15 protein-coding genes and 1 pseudogene are annotated in these 20409 nt (G+C 70.0%); 9 read left to right on the plus strand and 7 right to left on the minus strand.

What is annotated here, in order from left to right:
* Nucleotides 1–98 precede the first annotated feature (98 nt).
* From J3R08_RS09755 to J3R08_RS09780, 6 genes are read left to right on the plus strand one after another with little or no spacing between them, the layout of a single operon-like run.
* Complete coding sequence (locus J3R08_RS09755; protein ID WP_209960841.1) at nt 99–1310, plus strand: CaiB/BaiF CoA-transferase family protein; 1212 nt, start codon at nt 99–101, stop codon at nt 1308–1310.
* An 11-nt stretch (nt 1311–1321) separates the two neighbouring features.
* Nucleotides 1322–1957, plus strand: coding sequence for an isochorismatase family protein (locus tag J3R08_RS09760; protein WP_043330441.1), 636 nt, complete (start codon nt 1322–1324; stop codon nt 1955–1957).
* Complete coding sequence (locus J3R08_RS09765) at nt 1957–2970, plus strand: ABC transporter permease (protein WP_043325400.1); 1014 nt, start codon at nt 1957–1959, stop codon at nt 2968–2970. Before J3R08_RS09760 ends, J3R08_RS09765 begins: the two co-directional genes overlap by 1 nt.
* Entirely contained in the window at nt 2963–3829 is an 867-nt protein-coding gene (locus J3R08_RS09770) for an ABC transporter permease (protein ID WP_073827217.1), read from the plus strand. The genes J3R08_RS09765 and J3R08_RS09770 overlap by 8 nt, the downstream gene beginning before the upstream one ends.
* Nucleotides 3826–4857: an ABC transporter ATP-binding protein gene (locus J3R08_RS09775; RefSeq protein WP_104114752.1), complete on the plus strand. Its 1032-nt coding sequence runs from the start codon at nt 3826–3828 to the stop codon at nt 4855–4857. Before J3R08_RS09770 ends, J3R08_RS09775 begins: the two co-directional genes overlap by 4 nt.
* Nucleotides 4854–5813 (plus strand): ABC transporter ATP-binding protein, encoded by a 960-nt coding sequence (locus tag J3R08_RS09780; RefSeq protein ID WP_209960843.1) that lies wholly within the window; start codon nt 4854–4856, stop codon nt 5811–5813. The genes J3R08_RS09775 and J3R08_RS09780 overlap by 4 nt, the downstream gene beginning before the upstream one ends.
* An 80-nt stretch (nt 5814–5893) precedes the next feature.
* Here the strand turns inward: J3R08_RS09780 and J3R08_RS09785 are convergent, their stop codons facing one another.
* Complete coding sequence (locus J3R08_RS09785; protein WP_043325395.1) at nt 5894–6550, minus strand: GntR family transcriptional regulator; 657 nt, start codon at nt 6548–6550, stop codon at nt 5894–5896.
* A gap of 78 nt (nt 6551–6628) precedes the next feature.
* On the opposite strand from J3R08_RS09785, the gene J3R08_RS09790 reads away from it, so the two are divergent.
* Both J3R08_RS09790 and J3R08_RS09795 read left to right on the plus strand, forming a co-directional pair.
* Entirely contained in the window at nt 6629–7528 is a 900-nt protein-coding gene (locus J3R08_RS09790; RefSeq protein WP_245255153.1) for a hydroxymethylglutaryl-CoA lyase, read from the plus strand.
* A 353-nt stretch (nt 7529–7881) separates the two neighbouring features.
* Nucleotides 7882–8601 (plus strand): annotated as a pseudogene (locus J3R08_RS09795) (hypothetical protein); the annotation flags it as partial.
* A 56-nt stretch (nt 8602–8657) separates the two neighbouring features.
* On the opposite strand, the gene J3R08_RS09800 reads toward J3R08_RS09795, so the two are convergent.
* Both J3R08_RS09800 and J3R08_RS09805 read right to left on the minus strand, forming a co-directional pair.
* A complete protein-coding gene (locus J3R08_RS09800) occupies nt 8658–9314 on the minus strand; it encodes a response regulator transcription factor (RefSeq protein WP_209960845.1) in 657 nt (218 codons plus the stop codon).
* On the minus strand, nt 9311–10339 hold the full coding sequence (locus J3R08_RS09805; RefSeq protein WP_245254711.1) for a sensor histidine kinase: 1029 nt from the start codon (nt 10337–10339) through the stop codon (nt 9311–9313). The genes J3R08_RS09800 and J3R08_RS09805 overlap by 4 nt, the downstream gene beginning before the upstream one ends.
* A gap of 292 nt (nt 10340–10631) precedes the next feature.
* Here J3R08_RS09805 and J3R08_RS09810 point away from each other — a divergent pair, with 292 nt between their 5' ends.
* Nucleotides 10632–11108, plus strand: a complete 477-nt coding sequence (locus tag J3R08_RS09810; RefSeq protein WP_209960849.1) for a DUF6326 family protein — start codon at nt 10632–10634, stop codon at nt 11106–11108.
* A 256-nt stretch (nt 11109–11364) separates the two neighbouring features.
* Here the strand turns inward: J3R08_RS09810 and J3R08_RS09815 are convergent, their stop codons facing one another.
* The 4 genes from J3R08_RS09815 to J3R08_RS09830 form a co-directional block, all read right to left on the minus strand.
* The gene (locus J3R08_RS09815; protein WP_209960850.1) at nt 11365–11901 is read right to left on the minus strand and encodes an RICIN domain-containing protein; all 537 of its coding nucleotides are present in this window, start codon (nt 11899–11901) and stop codon (nt 11365–11367) included.
* A gap of 415 nt (nt 11902–12316) precedes the next feature.
* Nucleotides 12317–17116 (minus strand): GDSL-type esterase/lipase family protein, encoded by a 4800-nt coding sequence (locus J3R08_RS32685; protein WP_209960852.1) that lies wholly within the window; start codon nt 17114–17116, stop codon nt 12317–12319.
* Nucleotides 17117–17572: 456 nt separating this feature from the next.
* Entirely contained in the window at nt 17573–18586 is a 1014-nt protein-coding gene (locus tag J3R08_RS09825) for a helix-turn-helix transcriptional regulator (RefSeq protein WP_245254712.1), read from the minus strand.
* Nucleotides 18587–18792: 206 nt separating this feature from the next.
* Nucleotides 18793–19629 carry an N-acetylmuramoyl-L-alanine amidase gene (locus J3R08_RS09830; RefSeq protein WP_209960855.1) on the minus strand — a complete coding sequence of 279 codons (837 nt, stop codon included), beginning with the start codon at nt 19627–19629 and terminating at the stop codon, nt 18793–18795.
* Nucleotides 19630–20409: the final 780 nt, after the last annotated feature.

Raw genomic sequence — 20409 nt, forward strand, 5'->3', positions numbered from 1 at the left:
CGGTGCGCGCGGCTGATCGGCCCAAACTGCTGTTGACAGCGAGTCCCGACTCCCTGTTGTATACAACGACCACTGAGTGGCTGCTATGAGAGGTGTTCATGTCTAGCGATCTGCACCATGAGGGACCGCTGCACGGCGTACGCGTGGTCGAGTTCGGCTCCCTGCTCGCGGGGCCGTTCTGCAGCCAACTCCTGGCCGACTTCGGCGCCGAGGTCATCAAGTGCGAACCCCCGCGCCAGGGCGACCCGATGCGCGAGTGGGGCCGGGAGAAGCCGTACGGCAAGTCGCTGTGGTGGCCGATCGTGGCGCGCAACAAGAAGTCCATCACCGTGGACCTGCGCACCCCCGAGGGCCAATCGGTGGCCCAGCGGCTGATCGCCCAGTGCGACGTGGTGGTGGAGAACTTCCGGCCCGGCACCATGCAGCGCTGGGGCCTGGGCTACGAGCAGATGTCCGAAACCAATCCCGGGCTGGTCATGGTCCAGGTCTCCGGCTTCGGTCAGAACGGTCCCTACTCCGCCCGCCCCGGCTACGGCTCCGTCGGCGAGGCCATGGGTGGCCTGCGCTACGTCGTCGGCGACCCGCAGACGCCGCCCAGCCGGGTCGGCATCAGCCTCGGCGACTCCCTGGCCGGCACCTTCGCCGCCCTGGGGGCCCTGCTCGCGCTGCGGGTCCGCGACCGCACCGGCCGGGGCCAGATGGTCGACTCGGCGATCTACGAGGCGGTGCTGGCGATGATGGAGTCGCTGCTGCCGGAGTACGCCCTGGCCGGTCACGTGCGCGAACGCACCGGTGCCATCCTGCCCAACATCGCCCCCTCCAACGTCTATCCCACACGCGACGACGGGCTGGTGCTCATCGCGGCCAACCAGGACACCGTCTTCCGGCGGCTGGCCGCAGCCATGGAGATGGCCGAACTCGGCACCGACGAGCGCTTCGCCACGCACTCCGCCCGGGGCCGCCACCAGGTCGAACTGGACGCCATCATCGCGACCTGGTCGGCGCAGCACGACACCGAGCACCTGATGGCCACGATGGTCAAGCACGACGTCCCGGTCGGCCGGGTCTACCGCGCCCCGGAGATGCTGGAGGACGAGCACTTCGCCGCCCGGGAAGCCATCGTCCGGGTCGCCCACCCCGAGTTCGGCGAGTTCCCCATGCAGAACGTCGTACCGAGACTGTCGGCGACCCCGGGGCGGATCAAGTGGGCCGGGCCGCGGCTCGGGGAACACACCGACGAGGTGCTCACCGACATCGTCGGGTTGGAGTCCGCCGAGATCGACGCGCTGCGAACCAGCGGCGTCATCTAGGGGTGGACACGGTGGATGACCTCCAGGGCGATTACCGCAGGGCCGGCTTCGGCGGGGACCTGGGTCGCGGATCACGTCGAGCTCTGCTCCTGGTCGACCTCGTCCGGGCCTACCTCGACCCGGCCTCACCGCTCTACGCCGGCGACACCGACCCACCGGCCCTGCGGGCCTGCGCCGCACTGCTCGACACCGCGCGCCGCCACGGCGTGCCGGTGATCCACACCCGGGTGGAACTGAGCCCGGGCGGGGCAGACGGTGGCCTCTTCGCCCGCAAGGTGCCCGCCCTGCGGGTCTTCGAACACGGCAGCGCGTTCGCCGACGCCCCGCCGAGCCTGGCCCCGGCGCCCGGCGAGACGGTGGTGACCAAGCAGTACGCCAGCGCCTTCTTCGGCACCAGCCTGGCCAGCACCCTGCGTGTCCTGGGGGTGGACGCCCTCGTCATCGGCGGCGCGTCGACCAGCGGCTGTGTCCGGGCCAGTGCGGTGGACGCCCTGCAGCACGGCTTCGTCCCCCTCGTCGTCGCCGAGGCATGCCTGGACCGCGACCCGCGACCGCACCAGGCCGCCCTGTTCGACCTCGGCGCCAAGTACGCCGAAGTGCTGGCTCTGGACGAAGCCACGGCGCTGCTCGGACCGGGAGGTTTGTGATGCGGGTCCTCGGCTACGCCCGACGGCGGGTGCTCTTCCTGCCCGTGGGGCTGCTCTCGGTCGTCGTGCTGGCCTTCCTCCTGGTCAACGCGTTGCCGGGCAACCCGGTCGGGGTCATCGCCGGGCCGGCCGCCGGCCCGGAGGAACTGGCCGAGATCGAGCGACGTCTCGGTCTGGACCGGCCACTGTGGGAGCGGTTCGTCGACTACCTCGGCGGCCTGGTCCGCGGCGACCTCGGATCGTCCTACTACACCGACCGGCCGATCCTGTCGGAGATCCTGCGCTTCGCCCCGGCCACCCTGGAGTTGGTGATCCTCTCGCTCATCGTGGCCGCGGTGCTCGGTGTGGGCCTGGGCACCCTGGGCGCGTACCACAAGGGCAGGCTGGCCGACCGGGGCTCCCGATTTGTGGTCACCACCTTCCAGTCGATCCCCGACTTCTTCCTCGCCCTCCTGTTGATCTACCTCTGCTTCTATCTCGCCGGGTGGGCTCCCGCCCCGGTCGGCCGGCTCGGTCTGATGGACGAGCCGCCGCCGGCGGTGACCGGGGCACTGCTGGTCGACTCGCTGATCGCCGGTGACATGACGGTTTTCCGTTCGGCGGTGGCGCACTCGATGCTGCCGGTGCTGACCCTGGGCATCTACTACTCGGCGTACTTCGCCCGCAGCACCTACGCCTCGCTGGTGCCCGCCCTGGAGTCCAAGCAGGTCGAATTCGCCCGGGCCTGCGGTCTGCCCGAGCGGACCGTGCTGGCCTACGCCTTCCGTCAGGCCCGCACCCCGATCCTCACCTACGGCGGCATCCTGCTGGCCGCTCTGCTCGGCGGTGCGGCGATCATCGAGACGATCTTCTCGTGGGGTGGCTTCGGGGAGTGGGCGATCGACTCCATCCTCCAGCTCGACATGCCGGCCGTGCAGGGCTTCATCCTCGCCGCCGGCCTGGGAACCCTGTTGGCCTTCACCGCACTGGACATCCTGGTCGCGGTGCTCGATCCGAGGGTGCGCTATGACTGAAACCTTGGCCGCCGATCCCACCACGGTCACCGCGCCGAAGGGCCGCAAGCCCCGCCGTGGTCGTCGCCGCCTGCGCCTGTGGGTGCCCAGCGGCATCCTCGCCGGCATGCTGGCGGCGGCCTACCTCGCGCCGCTGCCCTACGACCCGGCCGAGCCGCTGCCCGACACCCTCGCCGCACCCGACGGCGAGCACTGGATGGGCACCGACAAGTTCGGCATCGACGTCTTCAGCCGCCTGGTGGCCTCGGCCGGAGTGGACATCCCGCTGGCCCTCGCCGGCATGCTGATCTCGCTGGTGGTCGGCGTACTGCTCGGGCTGGCCGCCCTGCACCGAGGGCCGTGGGGAGAGCGCGTGGTCCGCGCGCTGGACGTCTTCCAGGCCTTCCCCCTGCTGGTCCTGGCCATCGCACTGGTCGCCCTGATGGGCAACAACATCGAGAACGTCGTGGTGGCCATCGCCATCATCAACGTCCCCCGGTTCGTCCGTCTGGTCCGCAGCGAAGGGCTGACCATCCGGGAGAGCCGCTACGTCGAGGCCGCCCACGCCATCGGCGCGACCGGGCCGCGGGTCATGTTCCGTCACGTGCTGCCGAACATGACCGGCATCATCCTGGCCCAGGCGTCGCTGGCGGTGGCCCACTCGATCGTGGTGATCGCCTCGCTGTCCTTCCTCGGCATCGGCATCAACGCCGCCGACGCCAGCTGGGGAGCGATGATCCAGACAGGAGCGCAGAACATGACGACCGGCCAGTGGTGGGTATCGGTCTTCCCCGGACTCGCCATCTTCCTGACCGTGCTCTGCTTCAACGCCATCAGCGACGAGCTGCAGGACTCCTTCGGACGGGCGAGGCAGCGATGAGCGCCCCCCGCCAGGCGCTGAGCCGCCCCACCAACACCGGCCAGGGCGCGGACCGGGAGCCCCGCCTGCTGGAGGTCAGCGGCCTCACCACCCGCTTCGACACCCCCGACGGGCTGGTACACGCGGTCAACGGCGTCGACTTCCACGTCGACCGGGCCGAGATCGTCGGTGTGGTCGGCGAAAGCGGATGCGGCAAGTCGGTGACGATCCGGTCGATTCTCGGCCTGGTCCGTCCCCCGGGGCGGGTGGTCGAGGGCACCGCCCGATTCAACGGGGTCGACCTGCTCGGTCTGCGTGCGGCCGAACTGCGCCGGCTGCGCGGCGCCGAGATCGGCTTCATCGCGCAGAACCCGTTCAGCGCGCTGAATCCGGTGATGCGCATCCACCGGCAGTTCGCCAACATCCTCGCTGCGCACGGCATCCGCTCCGACGCCATCGCCCGGGACCGGGCCCGCGACGCGCTGGCCGACGTCGGCATCGCGGGCCCGGACCGGGTCCTCGACGGTTACGCCCACCAGCTCAGCGGCGGGATGGCCCAGCGCGTCGTCATCGCCATGGCCATGCTGCTCAACCCGGCCTTCGTCATCGCCGACGAGCCGACCACGGGCCTCGACCTGACCGTGCAACGGCAGATCCTCGACCTCATCCGGGGCCTGGTCCAGCAGCACGGCCGTTCGATGCTGCTGGTCACCCACGACCTCGGCGTGGTGGCCCAGTACTGCGACCGGGTGGTCGTGATGTATGCCGGCAAGGTGATCGAGCACGGCTCGGTCCGTGACGTGCTCACCAGCCCGCAGCACCCGTACACGCAGGCGCTGGTCCGGGCCGTTCCCCGGCCGGGCCATCCGTTGGTGCACCTCACCGGGAGGCTGCCGGATCTCGTCGACTATCCGGCCGGCTGCCCCTTCCAGGCCCGCTGCCCGCACGCCTTCGAGCCCTGCGGGCAGGTGTTCCCGGAGCCGACGACCTCTGCGTCGGGCCGGACGTACTGGTGTCACCTGTCGCAGGAGAGGGAGGCCGCTCGGTGAGCCTGCTGGAGCTGACCAACGTCAGCAAGGAGTTCTCCGTCGGCGGGACCACCACGGTCTACGCCCTCGACGACGTGTCGCTGACCGTGAACGCCGGCGAGACACTGGCCGTCATCGGCGAGAGCGGGTCGGGCAAGTCGACGTTGGGCCGGCTGGCCCTACGCCTGATCGAGCCGACCCGGGGCTCGGTGCACTTCCAGGGCACCGACATGCTCGCGCTGCCCGCAGCCGGACTGCGCCAGCTGCGCGCCAAGGCGCAGATCATCTTTCAGGAACCGTTCGAGTCGCTGAACCCGCGTATGCGGGTGGCCGACATCGTCGGCGAGCCACTCGCCATCCACCAGCCGAAGACCCCGGCGGCCGACCGCCGGAGCCGGGTCGCCAGGGTCATCGAGCAGGTGGGGCTGGCACCCGAGATGGCCCGCCGATTTCCCGGTGAACTCAGCGGGGGACAGCAGCAACGGGTCGGCATCGCGCGGGCCATCGTCACCGAGCCCTCCCTGATCGTCCTCGACGAACCCACCTCCTCGCTCGACCTGTCGGTCCGCGCCCAGATCCTGCAACTCCTGGCCGACCTGCAGACCGAACTCGGCATGGGGTATCTGTTCATCTCCCATGACATCCACACCGTTCGCTACGTCAGCGACCGGATCGCGGTCATGTACCGGGGACGGGTGGTGGAGACCGGCCCGTCGGAGCGGGTGTTCGCCGACCCGCAGCACCCCTACACGCGCGCTCTGCTGGCCGCAGCGCTGCCCGTCGACCCCGACCAGGAGCTGCCGCCGGCCCGCCTGGTCGGCGACCCGGTGAGCCCGACGGAGAAGGTGAGCGGCTGCGTCCTCTACGGTCGGTGCCCGGTCGGCGAGGACCGGTGTGTACAAAACGAGGTGCGCCTGACCCCCTTCGACGCCGACCGCGCGGTGGCCTGCATCAAGCCGGGCGCACCCGGGAGCTGACCGGGCCCGGAGGCCCGTCCAGCCTCCGGGCCACCGGGCCCGGAGGCTGGACCGCGGTCGGAACGGCGCGCCCCGAGCGCTCAGAGATCCGGGTTGTCGGACATGGCGTCCAGCAGCACTCGCCGGGCGGCCAGCACGTGCGCGCGCATCGTGCTCGACGCCCATTCGGCGTCGCGGGCGCGGAGGGCTGCCACCAGGTCACGGTGGTGGGCCATGCTGCGGGCCAGCGCTTCCGGGGTGTAGAGACGGAACGCCCGAACCACGAGCGGGACCTCCACCACCGCCGAGAGCAGGGAGGTCAGTCGAGGGCTGTCGGCAGCGCCGATGACCAGACCGTGCAGTTCGGCGTTGAGGTCGGCGATGTCGTCCAGATCCTGCGGGGTCATCCGCTGCGCCCGCTGATCCATCTCGTCGCAGAGCAGGCTCAGCCTCGGCAGGCAGTCGGCGTCGATGCGCTGGGCGGCCAGGGCCGCGCCGTAGCTCTCCAGCCGGGCCCGGATCTCGTAGGTGTCCTCCAGATCGCTGAGCGACCACTCGGCCACCCGGGCCCCCCGGTTGGGCTGGAAGACGACCAGGCCCTCGGCGGTGAGCCGGCGCAGGGCCTCCCGGATCGGGGTCCGACTCACCCCGAACTGCGAGGACAACTCCACCTCGCCCAGCCGCTCCCCCGGGCGGATGGATCCGTTCAGGATCGCGCTCCGCAACGCCTCGTAGGCGTCCTGCCCGGCATTGGTCACCCGTGCCTCCGTGGTCTGAAGCGATGTCGCGACCGGTACCTTGCCGACCGCCTGCCGCTCTGAGATTGTATACAGATGATGGTGCGCGTGGTGGAAGTGTCCCCCCGGGACGGGTTGCAGAACGAGTCCGAGGTCCTCCCGACAGCGAGCAAGATCGAGCTGATCCGGCGCTGCGTCGAGGCCGGAGCGCGGCGGGTCGAGGCGGTGTCGTTCGTCCGCGCCGACCGGGTGCCCCAGATGGCCGACGCGGAAGCCGTCATGGCCGAGGTGCCGCGCCGCAGCGACGTATCGTACATCGGTCTGGTGCTCAACCGACGCGGGCTCGACCGTGCCCTCGCCGCCGGGGTGGACGAGGTGAACTGCGTCGTGGTCGCCACCGAGACGTTCAGCCGGCGAAACCAGGGCGCCTCGGTCGACACCATGGTCCAGGCCTGGTCCGACATTGCCGCAGCCGCCCACGCCGCCGGCCGTCGGGCCAGCGTCACCGTCGCTGCGGCGTTCGGCTGCCCTTTCGAGGGCGACGTCGCCCCGTCGACGGTCGGTGAGCTCGTCGCCCGGCTCGCTGAGGGCGAGCCGGACGAGATCGCTCTGGCCGACACCATCGGTGTGGGAGTGCCCGCCCAGGTGCGGCACCTGGTGGCCGCAGCCGGCGCGGCCGCGCCGGGCGTACCGCTGCGCCTGCACCTGCATGACACCCGCAACACCGCAATCGCCAACGCTCTGGCTGCTGTCGAGGCCGGCGTGAGCGTGCTCGACGCGAGCGTCGGCGGCATCGGTGGCTGCCCCTTCGCCCCGGCGGCCACCGGCAACGTCGCCACGGAGGACCTGGTCTACGCCCTGCACCGCTCCGGCCACCAGACCGGCCTCGACCCGCGTGCGGTGATCGAGACGGCGGCCTGGATCGGTGACCGGCTCGGCAAGGCCAGCCTGCCGGGTGCCCTCGGCCGGGCCGGCTGGTTCCCGGACGAGCCGGCCTGAGGTCATCGGGACCGGCTGTGGGCCGGCCCGCCCTTCACTACTCGACGCGGTCGCCGGGCGAGCGCTGTTCCGCTGGAAGTTCGACCAGGTGGACGAGGTCTTCATCCCGGCGCAGGTGCCGCCCGCACCTGTCGCCGTCGATGCGATTACGGATGAAGCGACCACCCCGGCTGCCCACGGCGCCGGGGCGGAAAGTCAGCCGGGCCGAACCCCACGCCCCGCCCCGCGCGTCACACTGCGTCAGTGGGGTGAACCGGTGACGAGTCCGAGGTCGACCGGGGTAGGTCCAAGGCCACTTCACCGAGAAGTGAGGAGCATGGGAGATCCACGTGTGAAGAGTCTAGGTACCGTCGATGGGGTGGCGGCCGGCTGATTCGCCAGGCCCCTTGAGCCGGGAGCGGCGTGGCCTGTCGCTTCGGTCTCTCGGGCAACTCGCTCACCGGAGCAAGAGCCATCTCCACAAAGTTGGAGGGCAGGGCTAAAAGCTCCGACGGTCGACACAGCCCGCCACCTGGACCGGATCCCTGACGCCGGGGGAGTGCTCGCTCGGCAGGTGGATGCGCCGATCGACCATGCCGGTCGAGGCAGGCGAGTTGCGGGCGAGAGTCGCCGCCAGTGATGTCAGCAACGACATGCTCGAACGGATCGAGCAGGGCGTCGACGACCTCGCCAGCTCCTATCCGACAATGGCCCCGGCGGATCTGTTGCCGTTGGTGCGACGGCACCTCTCCTATGTGGTGCGGTTGCTGCACTGACGGGTAACAGTTGCTCAACAGCGTCGGCTGTTGGTTGCCGGCGGTTGGTCGGCGGTGCTGCGGGCCACGGTTCACATCGACCTGCGGCAGCGAAATGCTGCGGCTGCTCAGCTGCGAGCTGCTCGTGACCTTGATTGGCGGCGAATTTGCCGCAGGTGGCGCGGGCCGTACTGGCCGATCTGGATCCGCGCGGTGACGGGAGAGCGCGGCCTCGACCTCGGACTTGCTCTCGTCGCCGCCGGTCAGCCGGACGAAGCGGTTGCGCTCGGGGCGCAGGCCGTGGCATCCGGGCGAGTGGTGCCGTCGAACTGGTGCCGACAGCTCACACCGAAGCGGTCGGCGTTGGTTCCGCGACCCGGGCCTGCGGGCGTCGGTCAGGTGCCGACGCGGCGTGTCTCGTAGGCCCACATCACGATCTCGACGCGGTTGCGGGCGTTGAGCTTGCGCATCAGGGCGGCGATGTGGGTCTTGACGGTGCTGAGGCTGATGGACAGCTCATCGCCGATCTCGCTGTTGGTCCGCCCGCGAGCGGCAGCCAGCAGAACCTGTTCTTCGCGAGCGGTCAGCGGCTCGACAGGCTCAGGTGGCACCGAGCGCGGGCGGCTGTTCGCGAAGGAGGACAGGAGCCTCGCGGTGATGTTCGGTGCGATCAGGGCGTCGCCGCGGGCCGCGGCATGGACGGCCTGGGTGAGCATCTCGGCGCCGGCGTCCTTGAGGAGGAAGCCGCGGGCGCCTGCCTTGAGCGCGCCGTAGATGTACTCATCGAGGTCGAAGGTGGTGATGACGACGACGGCCAGAGGATCGGCGACGTCGGCCCCGGCGAGCCGGCGGGTGGCTTCGATCCCGTCGACCTCGGGCATGCGGATGTCCAGCAGGCACACATCGGGACGCAGCGAACGGGCCATGGAGATCGCCCGGCGGCCGTCGGCGGCGTCGCCGACGACGGCGATGCCCGGTTGGGCGTTCAGGATCATGCAGAGCCCTGCCCTGACGATGTCCTGGTCGTCAGCGACCAGCACGCGGATGGTCATGACGTGCGCGCTGTCCGAGGCAGCGAGGCGTCGACGCTCCAGCCGCCGTCCGCGGCAGGTCCCGCCCGGAGGGTGCCGCCGAGCAGGCTCGCCCGCTCGGCCATGCCGCGCAGCCCGTAGCCGGCGTGCGAAGAGCTGGTCGTGGTCGCCTCGCCGTCATCGCGTACCCGCAGGTGCACCTGGTCGCGGGATGCGGTGACGTCGACGGTGACTCCGGTGGCGCCGCGGGCGTGGCGGGTCGCGTTGGTGACCGCCTCGGCGGCGATCAGGTAGAGGGCGGTGCCGACTGCCGGCTCAACGGCCTCGGCGTCACCGGAGACCTGCACGCGGACGCCCAGCACCTCGCCGCCGGGACGAGTGAGTCGCTCGATGTCCGCCACTCCTCGCCGAGGGGTGAGATCGGCGTCCGTACCGTCGCGCAGCACGCCCACGAGGGCTCGCATCTCCCTGAGCGTCCGGGACGCCTCTTCCTCGATGGTGACCAGGGTGGCCAGCGCGCGCTCCGGATCTGCGGCGGCCAGCGCGCGACCTGCCTGTGCCTGGACGGCGATGGCCGAGACGTGATGGCCGACCGTGTCGTGCAGCTCGCGGGCGAGTTCGTTGCGCTGGTGGAGCCGGACCTGCTCGACGTCGCGCTCGTGGCTTCTGGTGCGGTAGCGCACTGCCGCTCCGAGCGCGGCAGAGCACAGGAAGAAGCCGTAACCGGCGACCTTCTCCGCGGGTGAGGTCGACTCCGCGACGAGGGTGACGGGTAGCCAGATGAGGATGATGCCGAGTCCGAGGGCAGCCTCACGACCTGCTCCCCAGCGCAGCAGGGCGTAGGGCAACACGAGCAGCCCTGCGATGCCCAGCAGACCGGTGGCGTCGATGACCGCGATCCTCGCGATGTCGAAGAGGAGAACGGCTCCGAAGGCAACGCTTACCGCGGCCAGCGGTCGCGTGCGTCGATACAGCAGGCACGCCGCGACCACGACGCTGACACCGACCAGCAGCGGCGCCCATGCCCTGTCGTCGCGCAGCAGCATCTCGACGACCGAGATCACGACAAGAGCCGAGGACAGCGCCCAGTCCCGCCACAGACGTACCGGCGCACCTGTGGGGCGAGGCTCAGCCCAGATCCCAGCAAGCATGCTTCCCCCTTTTCCGAGAACGTAAGGGGGCCGCCCCTCGGGCGGATCAGCCGAAAGTACGGCGAGTTTCCCGCGCCCGGGGCCAGGACAGCCCGAGCCCGCAAGCGGATGTGACGCCCGCCGACGCTGGTCAGTGTGGAGACATCGAGTGAGCCGACCCGGCTGACGCCAGCAGACAGGAGACGTGATGACCAGAACCGACAGACGGGCCGGTGCGCTCCAGGAAGCGCACCTCCCGGTCCAGGCGAAGCTCGCCGCGGCCTGGGCCAGCTTCATGTTCCTCTACATTTACGTCGACTACCTCGCCCTGTACAAGCCCGGCTTCATCGACGACATCCTGGCCGGCGCCGTGCACGGGTTCGACACGGGCCCGACCTTCGTCGCCCTCGCGCTCACACTCATGGCCGTCCCGATCCTCATGATCCTGCTCTCCACGACGCTCCCCGCCCGTGTCAACCGCGCCACCAACCTCGTCGTGGCAACGCTCTACATCCCCGTCACGGCGTACAACGCGGACGGCGAGTCCTGGGCCTACCTCTACTTCTACGGCTTCTCCATCGGGCTCGAACTGCTGCTCCTGGCCTTCATCCTGCGCACCGCATGGACCTGGCCCCGGGCCGTTCGAGCCACCGCCGGCCGCGACCTCGCCCAGGTCCCGGTGTGACGCTCGAGGCACGCCCCGTCGGCGGGGATCATCCGGTGACGTCCAACGCCACCGCCTTTCGCGCGCCGGCGACCGGCATCTGAACTACGCCCCGCACGCCATGGCAACAGCCAACGAGCGACCCCGGGCCGTGACTATTACCAGCGAACGGGGAACCCCTCTGCTGCCGACGCCTTGACACAGAGAGGTGCCGTTAGCGAGACAGGCCCGAGGCCGCTGATGCGCCTCGGGCCCGACCTCATATGGAGTGGCTTCGTCAGTAGACGTTGAAGCGCTGGTTCCATTTGTTGTTGCACGTGAAGACCTGCAGCCTCGCGCCGTCGCTGTACTGAGCGTTGAGGACGTCGAGGCACAGCTCCTTGTTCCGCATGTTGTGGAGCGGGCGCCAGTTCGCGTTCTCCTGGACGGGCTCCGCGTACCACCTCTGGTTGGACGCGTGGCTGCACGACCAAGTCTGCACGCGGGTGCCATTGCCCACGGAACCGTCGGTGGCCATGTCGAGACATTTGTCGGCGATGTTGCTGTGGAACTCGTAGACATCGAAGCCGTTGTAGTAGGCGACGTGGTGGATGGTCCAGTACTGCTGGGTGTTGTAGTTCAGTCGCCACAACTGGACCGGGGTCCCGTTCGCGGCATTGCCGTTCAGCACGTCGAGCACCATCTTGGGGCCGTTCTGCGGCAGCACGCTGATGTACGTGTTGACCGCTGCGCTGGCGGGCGTGGGCATGGCGAACACGGTCGCCAACACGACGAGGCAGGCGGCAATGGCTTTGAAAACCTTTCGGGTACGCATCTTCGGCACTCCATCTCGGGTCGGGACGGTGCGGGCCTCGGCACCGCGTATGACGCCATCCTGAGACGCCCCGGCAGGCGCCGGCCAGACGTTTCAGGCTTGCCTTCAAGGTGCGGCTGGCGGTGTCGTGACGGCCGGCGACGGTCGAAGCAAGCGGAAACCTGGATATGAGTACGCGTAGGAGCGCGGTTGGGACCCTGCGACCTTGCTCGTCGCCGACACCGGTCCTCAGGCCGTCCGTACCGCCTGTCGTTCTGGGGTCACCCGGCTCGGGTGGACCGAGGCTGCCGGTGCCCTTGCCGAGGATCCGGAGTCGCGAGGGCCGATGCCGATGCCGGGCGACGGTCGCGCAGGCCCGCGGCGGATAAGCCGGTGGGATGGGCCCCGGCCACCTGACGGCGGCCGGGGCCTCGGTTCAGCAGACGTACATGGTTTTCTGGCCCACGAACGCCGCCTCGTCGGTCAGCGGTACGGTCAGATACTCCGTGCCGCTGGTCAGCAACTGGTTCTGATAGCCGGGGCTACCGACGATGTGTTCGTAGGTGCCGGTCTGCATCCGGCAGTCCTGGTGGCTGTACATCGCACCGACCATGCTGCCCTCCGCCCGGTTCTCGGCCGCGGGGATCATTAGCAGCCGGGTGCTCAGCGGAGAATTCTCCCCGCCGGTGAAGAAGTCCCAGGCGCCACCCTCCTCGGAGGTGTAGAACGGATATTCGTCGCACTGGTCTTCGGGCCGCGTCGTCGGGCAGGAGGTCTGGCCGTACGGTGCGTTCATGAACCAGCTACGGGACTTGAGCACCTTGGGCTTCTCCGTCGAGCCGTTGACGTAGCGCAGCTGCACCCAGGGCGGGTTGGCGTCGATCGCGGCGTCGTCGTTGCGGGCTGCCCCGCGGGCGTCGAAGGCGGTGGGGAACAAGATCGGTTTGGACAGGCAGGGGTTGCCGACGATCCCGCCGCGCCGGGTCAGGTCGAGGCAGCGTTCGGCGGCGAGTTTCGCCTGTTGGTCGGTGACGATCCACCTGCCCTTGTCGTCGGTCGGCGCGCGCTTCGCCGAATAGTCGAGGATGCGTTTCTTGATCGCCGCCACGTCGTCCGCCCGCGGGCGCCGGGCGTCCGCGAAGGCCGCGGTGAGCAGGTCGGCGAAGCCCTGCTGGCCGCGGGCGGTCGGGTGGAAGGTGCCGGTGCCCGGCGTCTTCTCCCCGCTGCCGTCGGTGGACGTCGAGGTGACCGCGTTCAGCCACCGGTAGCCGTCGTCGCCACCGCACGCCCACTTCTTCTGTCCGCTGTTGCCGACGCTGATCGCTGCCGTGGTGTGGATGTAGCGGATGTCCACGCCCTCGGCGCGCAGGTCGTCGACGACCCGCGCGATGGCGATGGAGATCCGACCAGCCATCGCGTTGAGGAACAGCCGGGCCTGCGAGCTGATGTTGTAGCAGGCGTTGTTGCCTTCCTCGTTGGGGAACATCTGCGGGTAGCCCACGACGAAGATCTGGGCGTTCGGGGCGGCAGTGTGGATCGCCCGGTAGGTGGCCTTCAGCTTTGCCGGCAGCCAGTCCCGAATGATCTTTGTCTGGTAGTCGCGCAGCGGTTCGGGATCGACGACCCCGTTCGACCGGGTCAGCCGGTAGTTCGGCCCAGAGCAGTCGTTGAGAGTGGCGATGCACCCGGTGAGCACGTCGGAGAACCGGGCGTCGTTGCCGCCGATCGAGATCGACACGTGCGTGGTCTCCGGGTCCAGCCAGCCCTGCTCCACCTGGGTCAGCTCGCCCCAGCGGTCGACCACCTGTCCCCAGTCGGTGTGTCCCGCCGTGTCGGAGGCGGCCGGCGGAACGTTGACCGCGTCGCGGGTGACGGCCGCGGTCGTCGCGCCCGAGCAGGCGATGAAGCCGAAGCTGCCCCAGCTGTACTTCGTCGACATCTGTTCGATGGTGTAGTGGTCGTTCGGGAAGTCCCGGACGAAGTCGCGGCCGGGATCATGCACCAGGCGGGGGTACGCGCCGGCCGTCGACCGGTGGCAGGCGTCGACGTTGGAGCCCTTCGTGCCGTTGGTTCGCCTGAGGTCGCTGTTGCGGTCGTACGGCGCCACGCCCTCGCCCGACGAGTAGGAGTCGCCCAGCGCGACGTATCGGGGCATGCCGCCGACCTCTTCGGGCACGCCGGGTGGCGACGGGCTGGGCCAGCTGAACGCCACCGCGTCGAAAATGATGCTGTCGTCTCCGGTGCCGTCCTTGGCCACGGTGGTAAGCGAGACCGAGGGCTGGCCCCGGAAGTTGAAGGTGCCCAGGTCGACCCACTTGTTCTGCTGCCAGGTCTGGTTGATCACCCGGTACCGGGTTTCGCCGTTACCCAGATCGATCGTGTACTTCGCCTGTTGCGTCCAGGCGCCGAACTCGGGCACGAACACCTGGACCCGCCGCCAGCCGGTGCCGGTGTCGTTTAGCCGCCAGGTGCCAGTGACCTTGAGGTTTCCGCCCTGGGCTGCCGGGGTCCGGGTGCTGGCTCGCCAGTAGTGGCCGCCGTATCCGCCGCCGACCTGGTGGAAATCGATCTTGGACGGGTAGGTGCCGTTGGCCACCCCCGTGAAGGAGAGCCGGAACGTACCCTGGTTCTGCAGCTGTCTGGGGCATGACCGCGGCGAGGGCGAGCCGAGCGGAACGTTGTCGACCACCTTGGCACCGGCGGCGAGGTCACCGCCGCTGTCCTGGCAGTGCGGCGGGTAGCTGATGCCGTCGCTCTCGCAGGCCGTCTGGCCGGCTGTCGTGCACCACGGGTAGCCCGGGTCGAACCGGATCTGCTCGTGGCCGCAGGTGTCGCAGACGACTCCCGGCGGCGCCTTCCACCCGACTGCGGAGTGGGCCCAGCACCTCAGGTCGTACAGGCCCGTGGTGTTCTTGTGCAGACACGGACCGGGCTTCTCGCTGCTGACGTCCGGATCGTTCGGCTGCACGGAGGCGTACGGATCGCATTGGTTGGTGCTGTCACAGAAGGTCTTCAGCGGGGGCTTGACCTTGGGCTTGTCCTCGCTCAGGTTCCACCAGGCGTAGTTGAAGCCGGGCCGCTCGACGCCCGGCGACTCGGTCGCGGAGATCGGATTGCCGGCCCAGCCGAGCACCTTCTCCGGGTACGGCCAGTTCTGCGGTGTGCGAGCGTCGTCGTACGAGGTCATGAACGGGTGCCGGAGCGGGTCGTACCTGGGGTTGATCGGGTTGTTGAGCCACCCGACGCCCCATGGGTCGGCGTCGTTCCTCTTCGGGTAGAAGCCCGAGTTGTACGCCCACACCGCGTAGAACCAGTTCTCCAGCGCGGACGGATCGGCGTTGTGCACCCGCAGCCCTGCCGCGTAGGTCTGGTTCCACTTCTCCTGCAAGATCTTCAACCCGTACGCGATGTTCGCGGTGAAGTCGAGCGCGACCGCCCGCTGGGTCTGGAACGGCAGCGAGACCTCGACCTTGTTGCCGTTGGCGTCGGTCTTCTCGTGGCCCGCCAGGCGCATGCCGTCGGTCGCCTGGGTGAGCCCGTAGCCGCAGTCGGCCTTCGTCCAGTCGATGTCCCAGTCGTCCAGCGAGGTGGCGTTGTAGATGTCGCGCCCGTAGTAGTTGCCCATCAATGGGTTCGCCGGCACGCCGGGCAGCGCGAACTTCGACGCCTGCCACATGTTGGACTCCTGGGTGATGATGCCCAGCATGATCTGCGCCGGCACCCGGCCGCCGCCGGCCAGTGGTGGCGCCGGGAACAGCGTCTGCGGCTCGTACGCCGGCATGCCGTAGCCCTTCCAGTTCGCCGGGCGCGAGGCCGCGTCATTGAGCCGGCCGAAGACCGCCTGGTCGACCGCCCACTCGACGTTGCGCGGCTTCGGCTGCACGGCCTGGTTCGCCGGGTCGTTGCGCGGCACCGAGCAGTAGCGGTCCGCCTCGACCGGTTCTTCCGAGGCATCGGCCGCGATCCGGGAGCGGGGCATGGTGGCTGCGGCCGCGGCGCCGAGCTTCGGATGGGTGGCTCGGCCGGCGATCGCCTCTGGCCCGACCACCTCGGGGCTCACCTCGAAGGTGAGCGACCTGCCGGTCCTGGTCACCGTCGCCGTGACAGCGACGTTGCGGGCCACGCTCGGGTCGCCGCCCTGGGTTCGCGGGTCGCCCGTGCCGGCCGCCTTGACCTGGGTGAGCGCCAGTTCGCCGCGGGTGGACAGCTCACTGTCGCGGGGAACGGCGATCCGGCGCACGGCGGCGGGCAGCGCGGACATGTGCGCCGGCCGTCCGGTGATGAAGGTCCGGCCGCCGTCACCGCGGGCCAGGCCGACATCGGCCGAGTGGCCGCGCGCGAGCTCCCGCACGGACCGGCCGACCGCCCGCTTCACCCGGGTCTGCTGGCCGTCGGAGTCCATGAAGATGACGCCGCCGGCTGCGTCGGGCGCCAGCCGGAATGGCACCCCGGTCGCCGCGACGGACCGGGTCACCTTGCCGGTCCTCGCCACCGAGACCAGCCCGCCGGCGGCCGCCGCGACGATGCCGTCCTTGACCGGTACGGGGGAGCTCAACTCGGTGTTCAGCAGGATCGGCTTGGACAGCGTGCGTGCCGCTGCATCCACGGTGAACAGCCGGCTCCGCGGCGCGGCGGACGTCGGGTCCTCGCGGTTCTCACCGCCGAGTTGGGAGAGCACCGCCTGCTCGCCCGCGCCACAACCGGGGTTGAAGTAGGCGAGCGACGACTGCACCGGCAGCTTGGTCACCTGGCGCGTCTTCAGGTCGACGACCGCGGTGAACCCGCCGCGGTCGAACAGCTCCGCCTTGTTGGTGAAGGTGCGGGGTGCGTACACCACGACCAGCCGGCGACCCGAGCCGGTCACGCAGGCGTTGCCGATCCACAGGTCGACGTCGAAGCCCGGCTCGGCGAGGCTGGCCGTGGTCTCCCAGGTGTAGCCGGTGGCCGCCGTGGCGGTGAGAATGTGGAAGCCGTTGGCGTCGCCGGAGGTCGTCCAGACCCGGTCCGCGGAGCCGCGCCACCCCTTGGGCAGGATCCTGTCCCGGTCGCCGGGTGCGACGCGATCGGCAGGCCCGGCCGGGCCCGCCGGGGCTGCCGTTGCCGCCGGCGCGGATGGCGGGGGCGTCGCCGGTTCGGCCCGGGCCACTGCCGACAGTGCCGGGCCGGAAAGCAGCGCAACGGCGGCCACGGCGGCCACCACCGCCTTGCCAGGCGTCAATAACATTCCTATCTTCACGGGTCTCCGTCCATTACGGGCGTAGTGCAGACAATGGAGGGACCATGTTCTGGCTGGACGCCGGCGGCAGACCACACCTTTAACCCGAGCGCGAATGGTATGCGCGGCGCGTCTCGGATGCGTCAGACGGCAAGGTCAATAGCCCAGTGAAGGTTCGAGACGATGCCCCGGGTCTCGGTGCCGTAGCCGGCGCGGCCACCGGAACGGTCACAGTTCCGCGACGACGACAAGCGCCTTCGTGACCGGCCGACCAGTCCACGTCCAATGGTCTTGGCGATCATCGCCTTGCTTCGGGGCCGGTCAGCCCGCAGAAAACATTGTCATCGGTCACTTCGTGAATCGAGGCACTCAACCGGCATCAGCCCGACACTCCGGTGCCGGGGCCGCCGTCGCCCGGGCGGCGCCGGCACCGTTCAACGACGGACGTCCGCGCCCGGTGACCGGCGGGGGCGGAGTCTACGCCGCAGGACCTGCGTCGACGTCGATCGGCGCGCGTCGACGCGGGGGGTCGTCGAGCATCGCCGCGCCGAGTGGGGTGATCGTGTGCAGCACCGCCTTGCCGATGCGGGTGGTCCTGATCAGCCGGGCGTCGCGCAGCACGGCGGTGTGCTGGCTGATCGATGCCGCGCTCACTCCGACGCGTCTGGCCAGCTCGGAGGTGGTTCGGCCATCGCCTATGGCCTCCAGCACGTCCGCGCGGGTCGGCCCGATGAGGGCGGCGAGGGTGCCCGGCCCGGAGGGCCGCGCCGCGTCCAGGTGCCGGGTCAGGTCGTGTTCGACCGGATACACCAGCACCGGCGTGAGGGTCGGGTCCCGTAGCGTGTCGGGAGTCTTCCAGGACAGGTAGGACGGCACGAGCAGCAGCCCGCGGCCGTTGAGGTGGATCGACTGGGTGGACGGCACATCGACCACGAGCGCCGGCGGCTCCCAGCGCATCATCGGCCGGAAGCTCTTCAGCAGCCCTTCACCGCCGTGCTCCAGCAGCACCCGCGCCCGCCGTGCCCGGTCGGCGTCCACGTGCGCCCGTGCCTCTGCCCAGAACGGGGCGACCGCGACCGCGAACTGTGACCGCATCGCGCCGGCCAGGCGGCCGAGCACCTCGCCGTCGCCATCGGCGAGGCGCCGCATCCAGGACGGCAGCGGCCCACCAAGGCGGGCGAGCTGCTCCATTTCGGCGCGGAGCCGGGCCGTCGGAGTGCGTAGCAGGGCCTCGATCGCGTGCGGCAGACCGAGCCCACCTTCGGCCGGGGTCAGGAAATCCGGATAGTAGGCACCGTTCACCAGGGGCCGGAGCATCTCCAGATCGGCGGGTCGCATGGCTGGCACGGCCCGCCGGCGCCAGCGCCCGAAGGTCGCCGCCGGCCCCGGGCGGTCGAGGCGGAACACGCTGAAGACCGTCTCCCACATCGGATCGGGTGCTGCGGCCACGCGGACCCGCCCGAGATCCTCCGCCGTAAAATAGATGCGCAACGAGGCTCCCGAAGACGCATGTAAATGCCGTGAGCTCGCGGCAGTTTAGCCTTGGAATATCGGAGCGCGCCACTGTCGTACCGCAGGGTGCGATTCGCGCTTCGTTTACCTTCGAGGTGATTGTCTCGGTACCGTGCCACGAAACGTCACCTCGGGCGCGTCTCCGGTTCGCTGGCGTTGCCGCACGGCGGTCGCTGGCACCGCCGTCAGCCGACGAACGCGGAGCGACGCGGGTCGGCCAGCACGGCCGCGATCTCCTGGCGCAGGTCGCCCAGTATCCCGCTGAGCACTCCGCCCGGGCACTCCGTCGGCCCCCAGTCCTGATGCCCCGCGATCGCGGGTACGCTGCGGCGGAGGCCGCTTATCGGATTGACGTAGGTCACGCTGGCCAGCGGATCGACGTGGCACCAACCGGTCAGGGCGGCGAGCAACAGGGTGAGGCTGCGCCGCGCAGCCGCCGTCGGTTCGCGCGCCACGAAGGTCCCGAGCAGGACGACACCCACGTTCCCCGCGTTGTAGCCGCCCACGTGCGAGCCGTTCACCATCCAACCGGCCGGGTCGAAACCGGGCAGCACGTCCCCGCCGGAGCGCCGGCCTTCGTAGACCCGGCCTGCCTCGTCGACGAGGAAGTGGTAGCCGAAGTCGCCGTAGCCGAGGTCGATCGCCTGGTAGCGGTATATGGCGCGCATCCGCGCAGCCGGATCAGGATCGTCGTTGCCGGTGGCGGTGTGGTGAACGGTGAACGTCTGCACCGGCCAGAACGTGGGTGGGTACTTTTCCACGCCGGCGGCGTCGAACCGCAGTGACTCGTCGGCGCCCCAGGCGGCACGGCTCAGGAAGGGCAGCCCCGCCAGCCGGGAGCGTTCTGACACCTCGGCGGACGCGGGCCGCAGGGCCGGGCCGTCGGTGCCGTTGAGGACGACCGCCCGGCTGCCGGTCGGCAGGTCGAGGTCGACGGCCGGAGCGTTGGGTACGGTGACGAAGGCCAGTTGCTCGGTCGCGGGCGCGGCGTCGCCCGCGCCGGCCGGGCAGCCGCCGGGCACCGAGGCCCACCGGCTCCACGCCCCCGACCGGTCGGCGGAGCGCCACCGTGCCGTCGAGCCGGCCGGCGACCGCAGGGCAACGACCTGGGCGTCGAACCCAGGCCGAACGGTTCCGCTCCGCAGCGGCCTTGTCGCTAACGTCCGTGGAGCCGGGGCACGGTCGGACGTCGCGGCGCCGGCGCGTGCGGGTTGTGGCGTGGCCAGGACGGTTGCCGCCCCAACACCGGCACCGAGCGCGCCGAGGAGGGTTCGCCGGACGAGGCCGCCGACTGTTGGCGTCTCGACGTCAGGACGATCGGTAGGCACGATTCCTTCCCTTCGTCCGCAGTGCACATGTGTACGACAGGCATCGTGAATTCCGTCGACGCGCCGCGGCAATTCCTTTCAGCGCAGCCTTAAAGGATCGGACAGCGCCGCAGAATTGGTGCCTGAGGTAAGCGCCGGCGGCACGGGATGCCGTCAAGTGCCGGTCGGATGTCTCGATCGAACCGTCCCGGATGTCACCGTGCTGTTCAGGTAACAACTTCCGGCGAGAGACCAGGATTTTCATGGGTTTTGCGAGGCGTTCACCGGCTGCGGTGGAGTCGGTGCTCCGGAGCCGAAGATCGAGGTGGCGGGCCGTCCTGCGTACCGTCGTGGCGGCGGCTGCGCTGGGCGTCATGGGTGGCCCGACCGGCCGGTCCGTCGCGGCCGAACCGCCGGCACCTGCGGCGCACGCGGCGCCCGACTCCCACACCGGCCGCGAGACGCCCGCCCGCCACCTGCTGCGGATACATGCCG

This window comes from Micromonospora sp. HB375 (assembly GCF_017872985.1).
Lineage (GTDB): Bacteria > Actinomycetota > Actinomycetes > Mycobacteriales > Micromonosporaceae > Micromonospora > Micromonospora chalcea.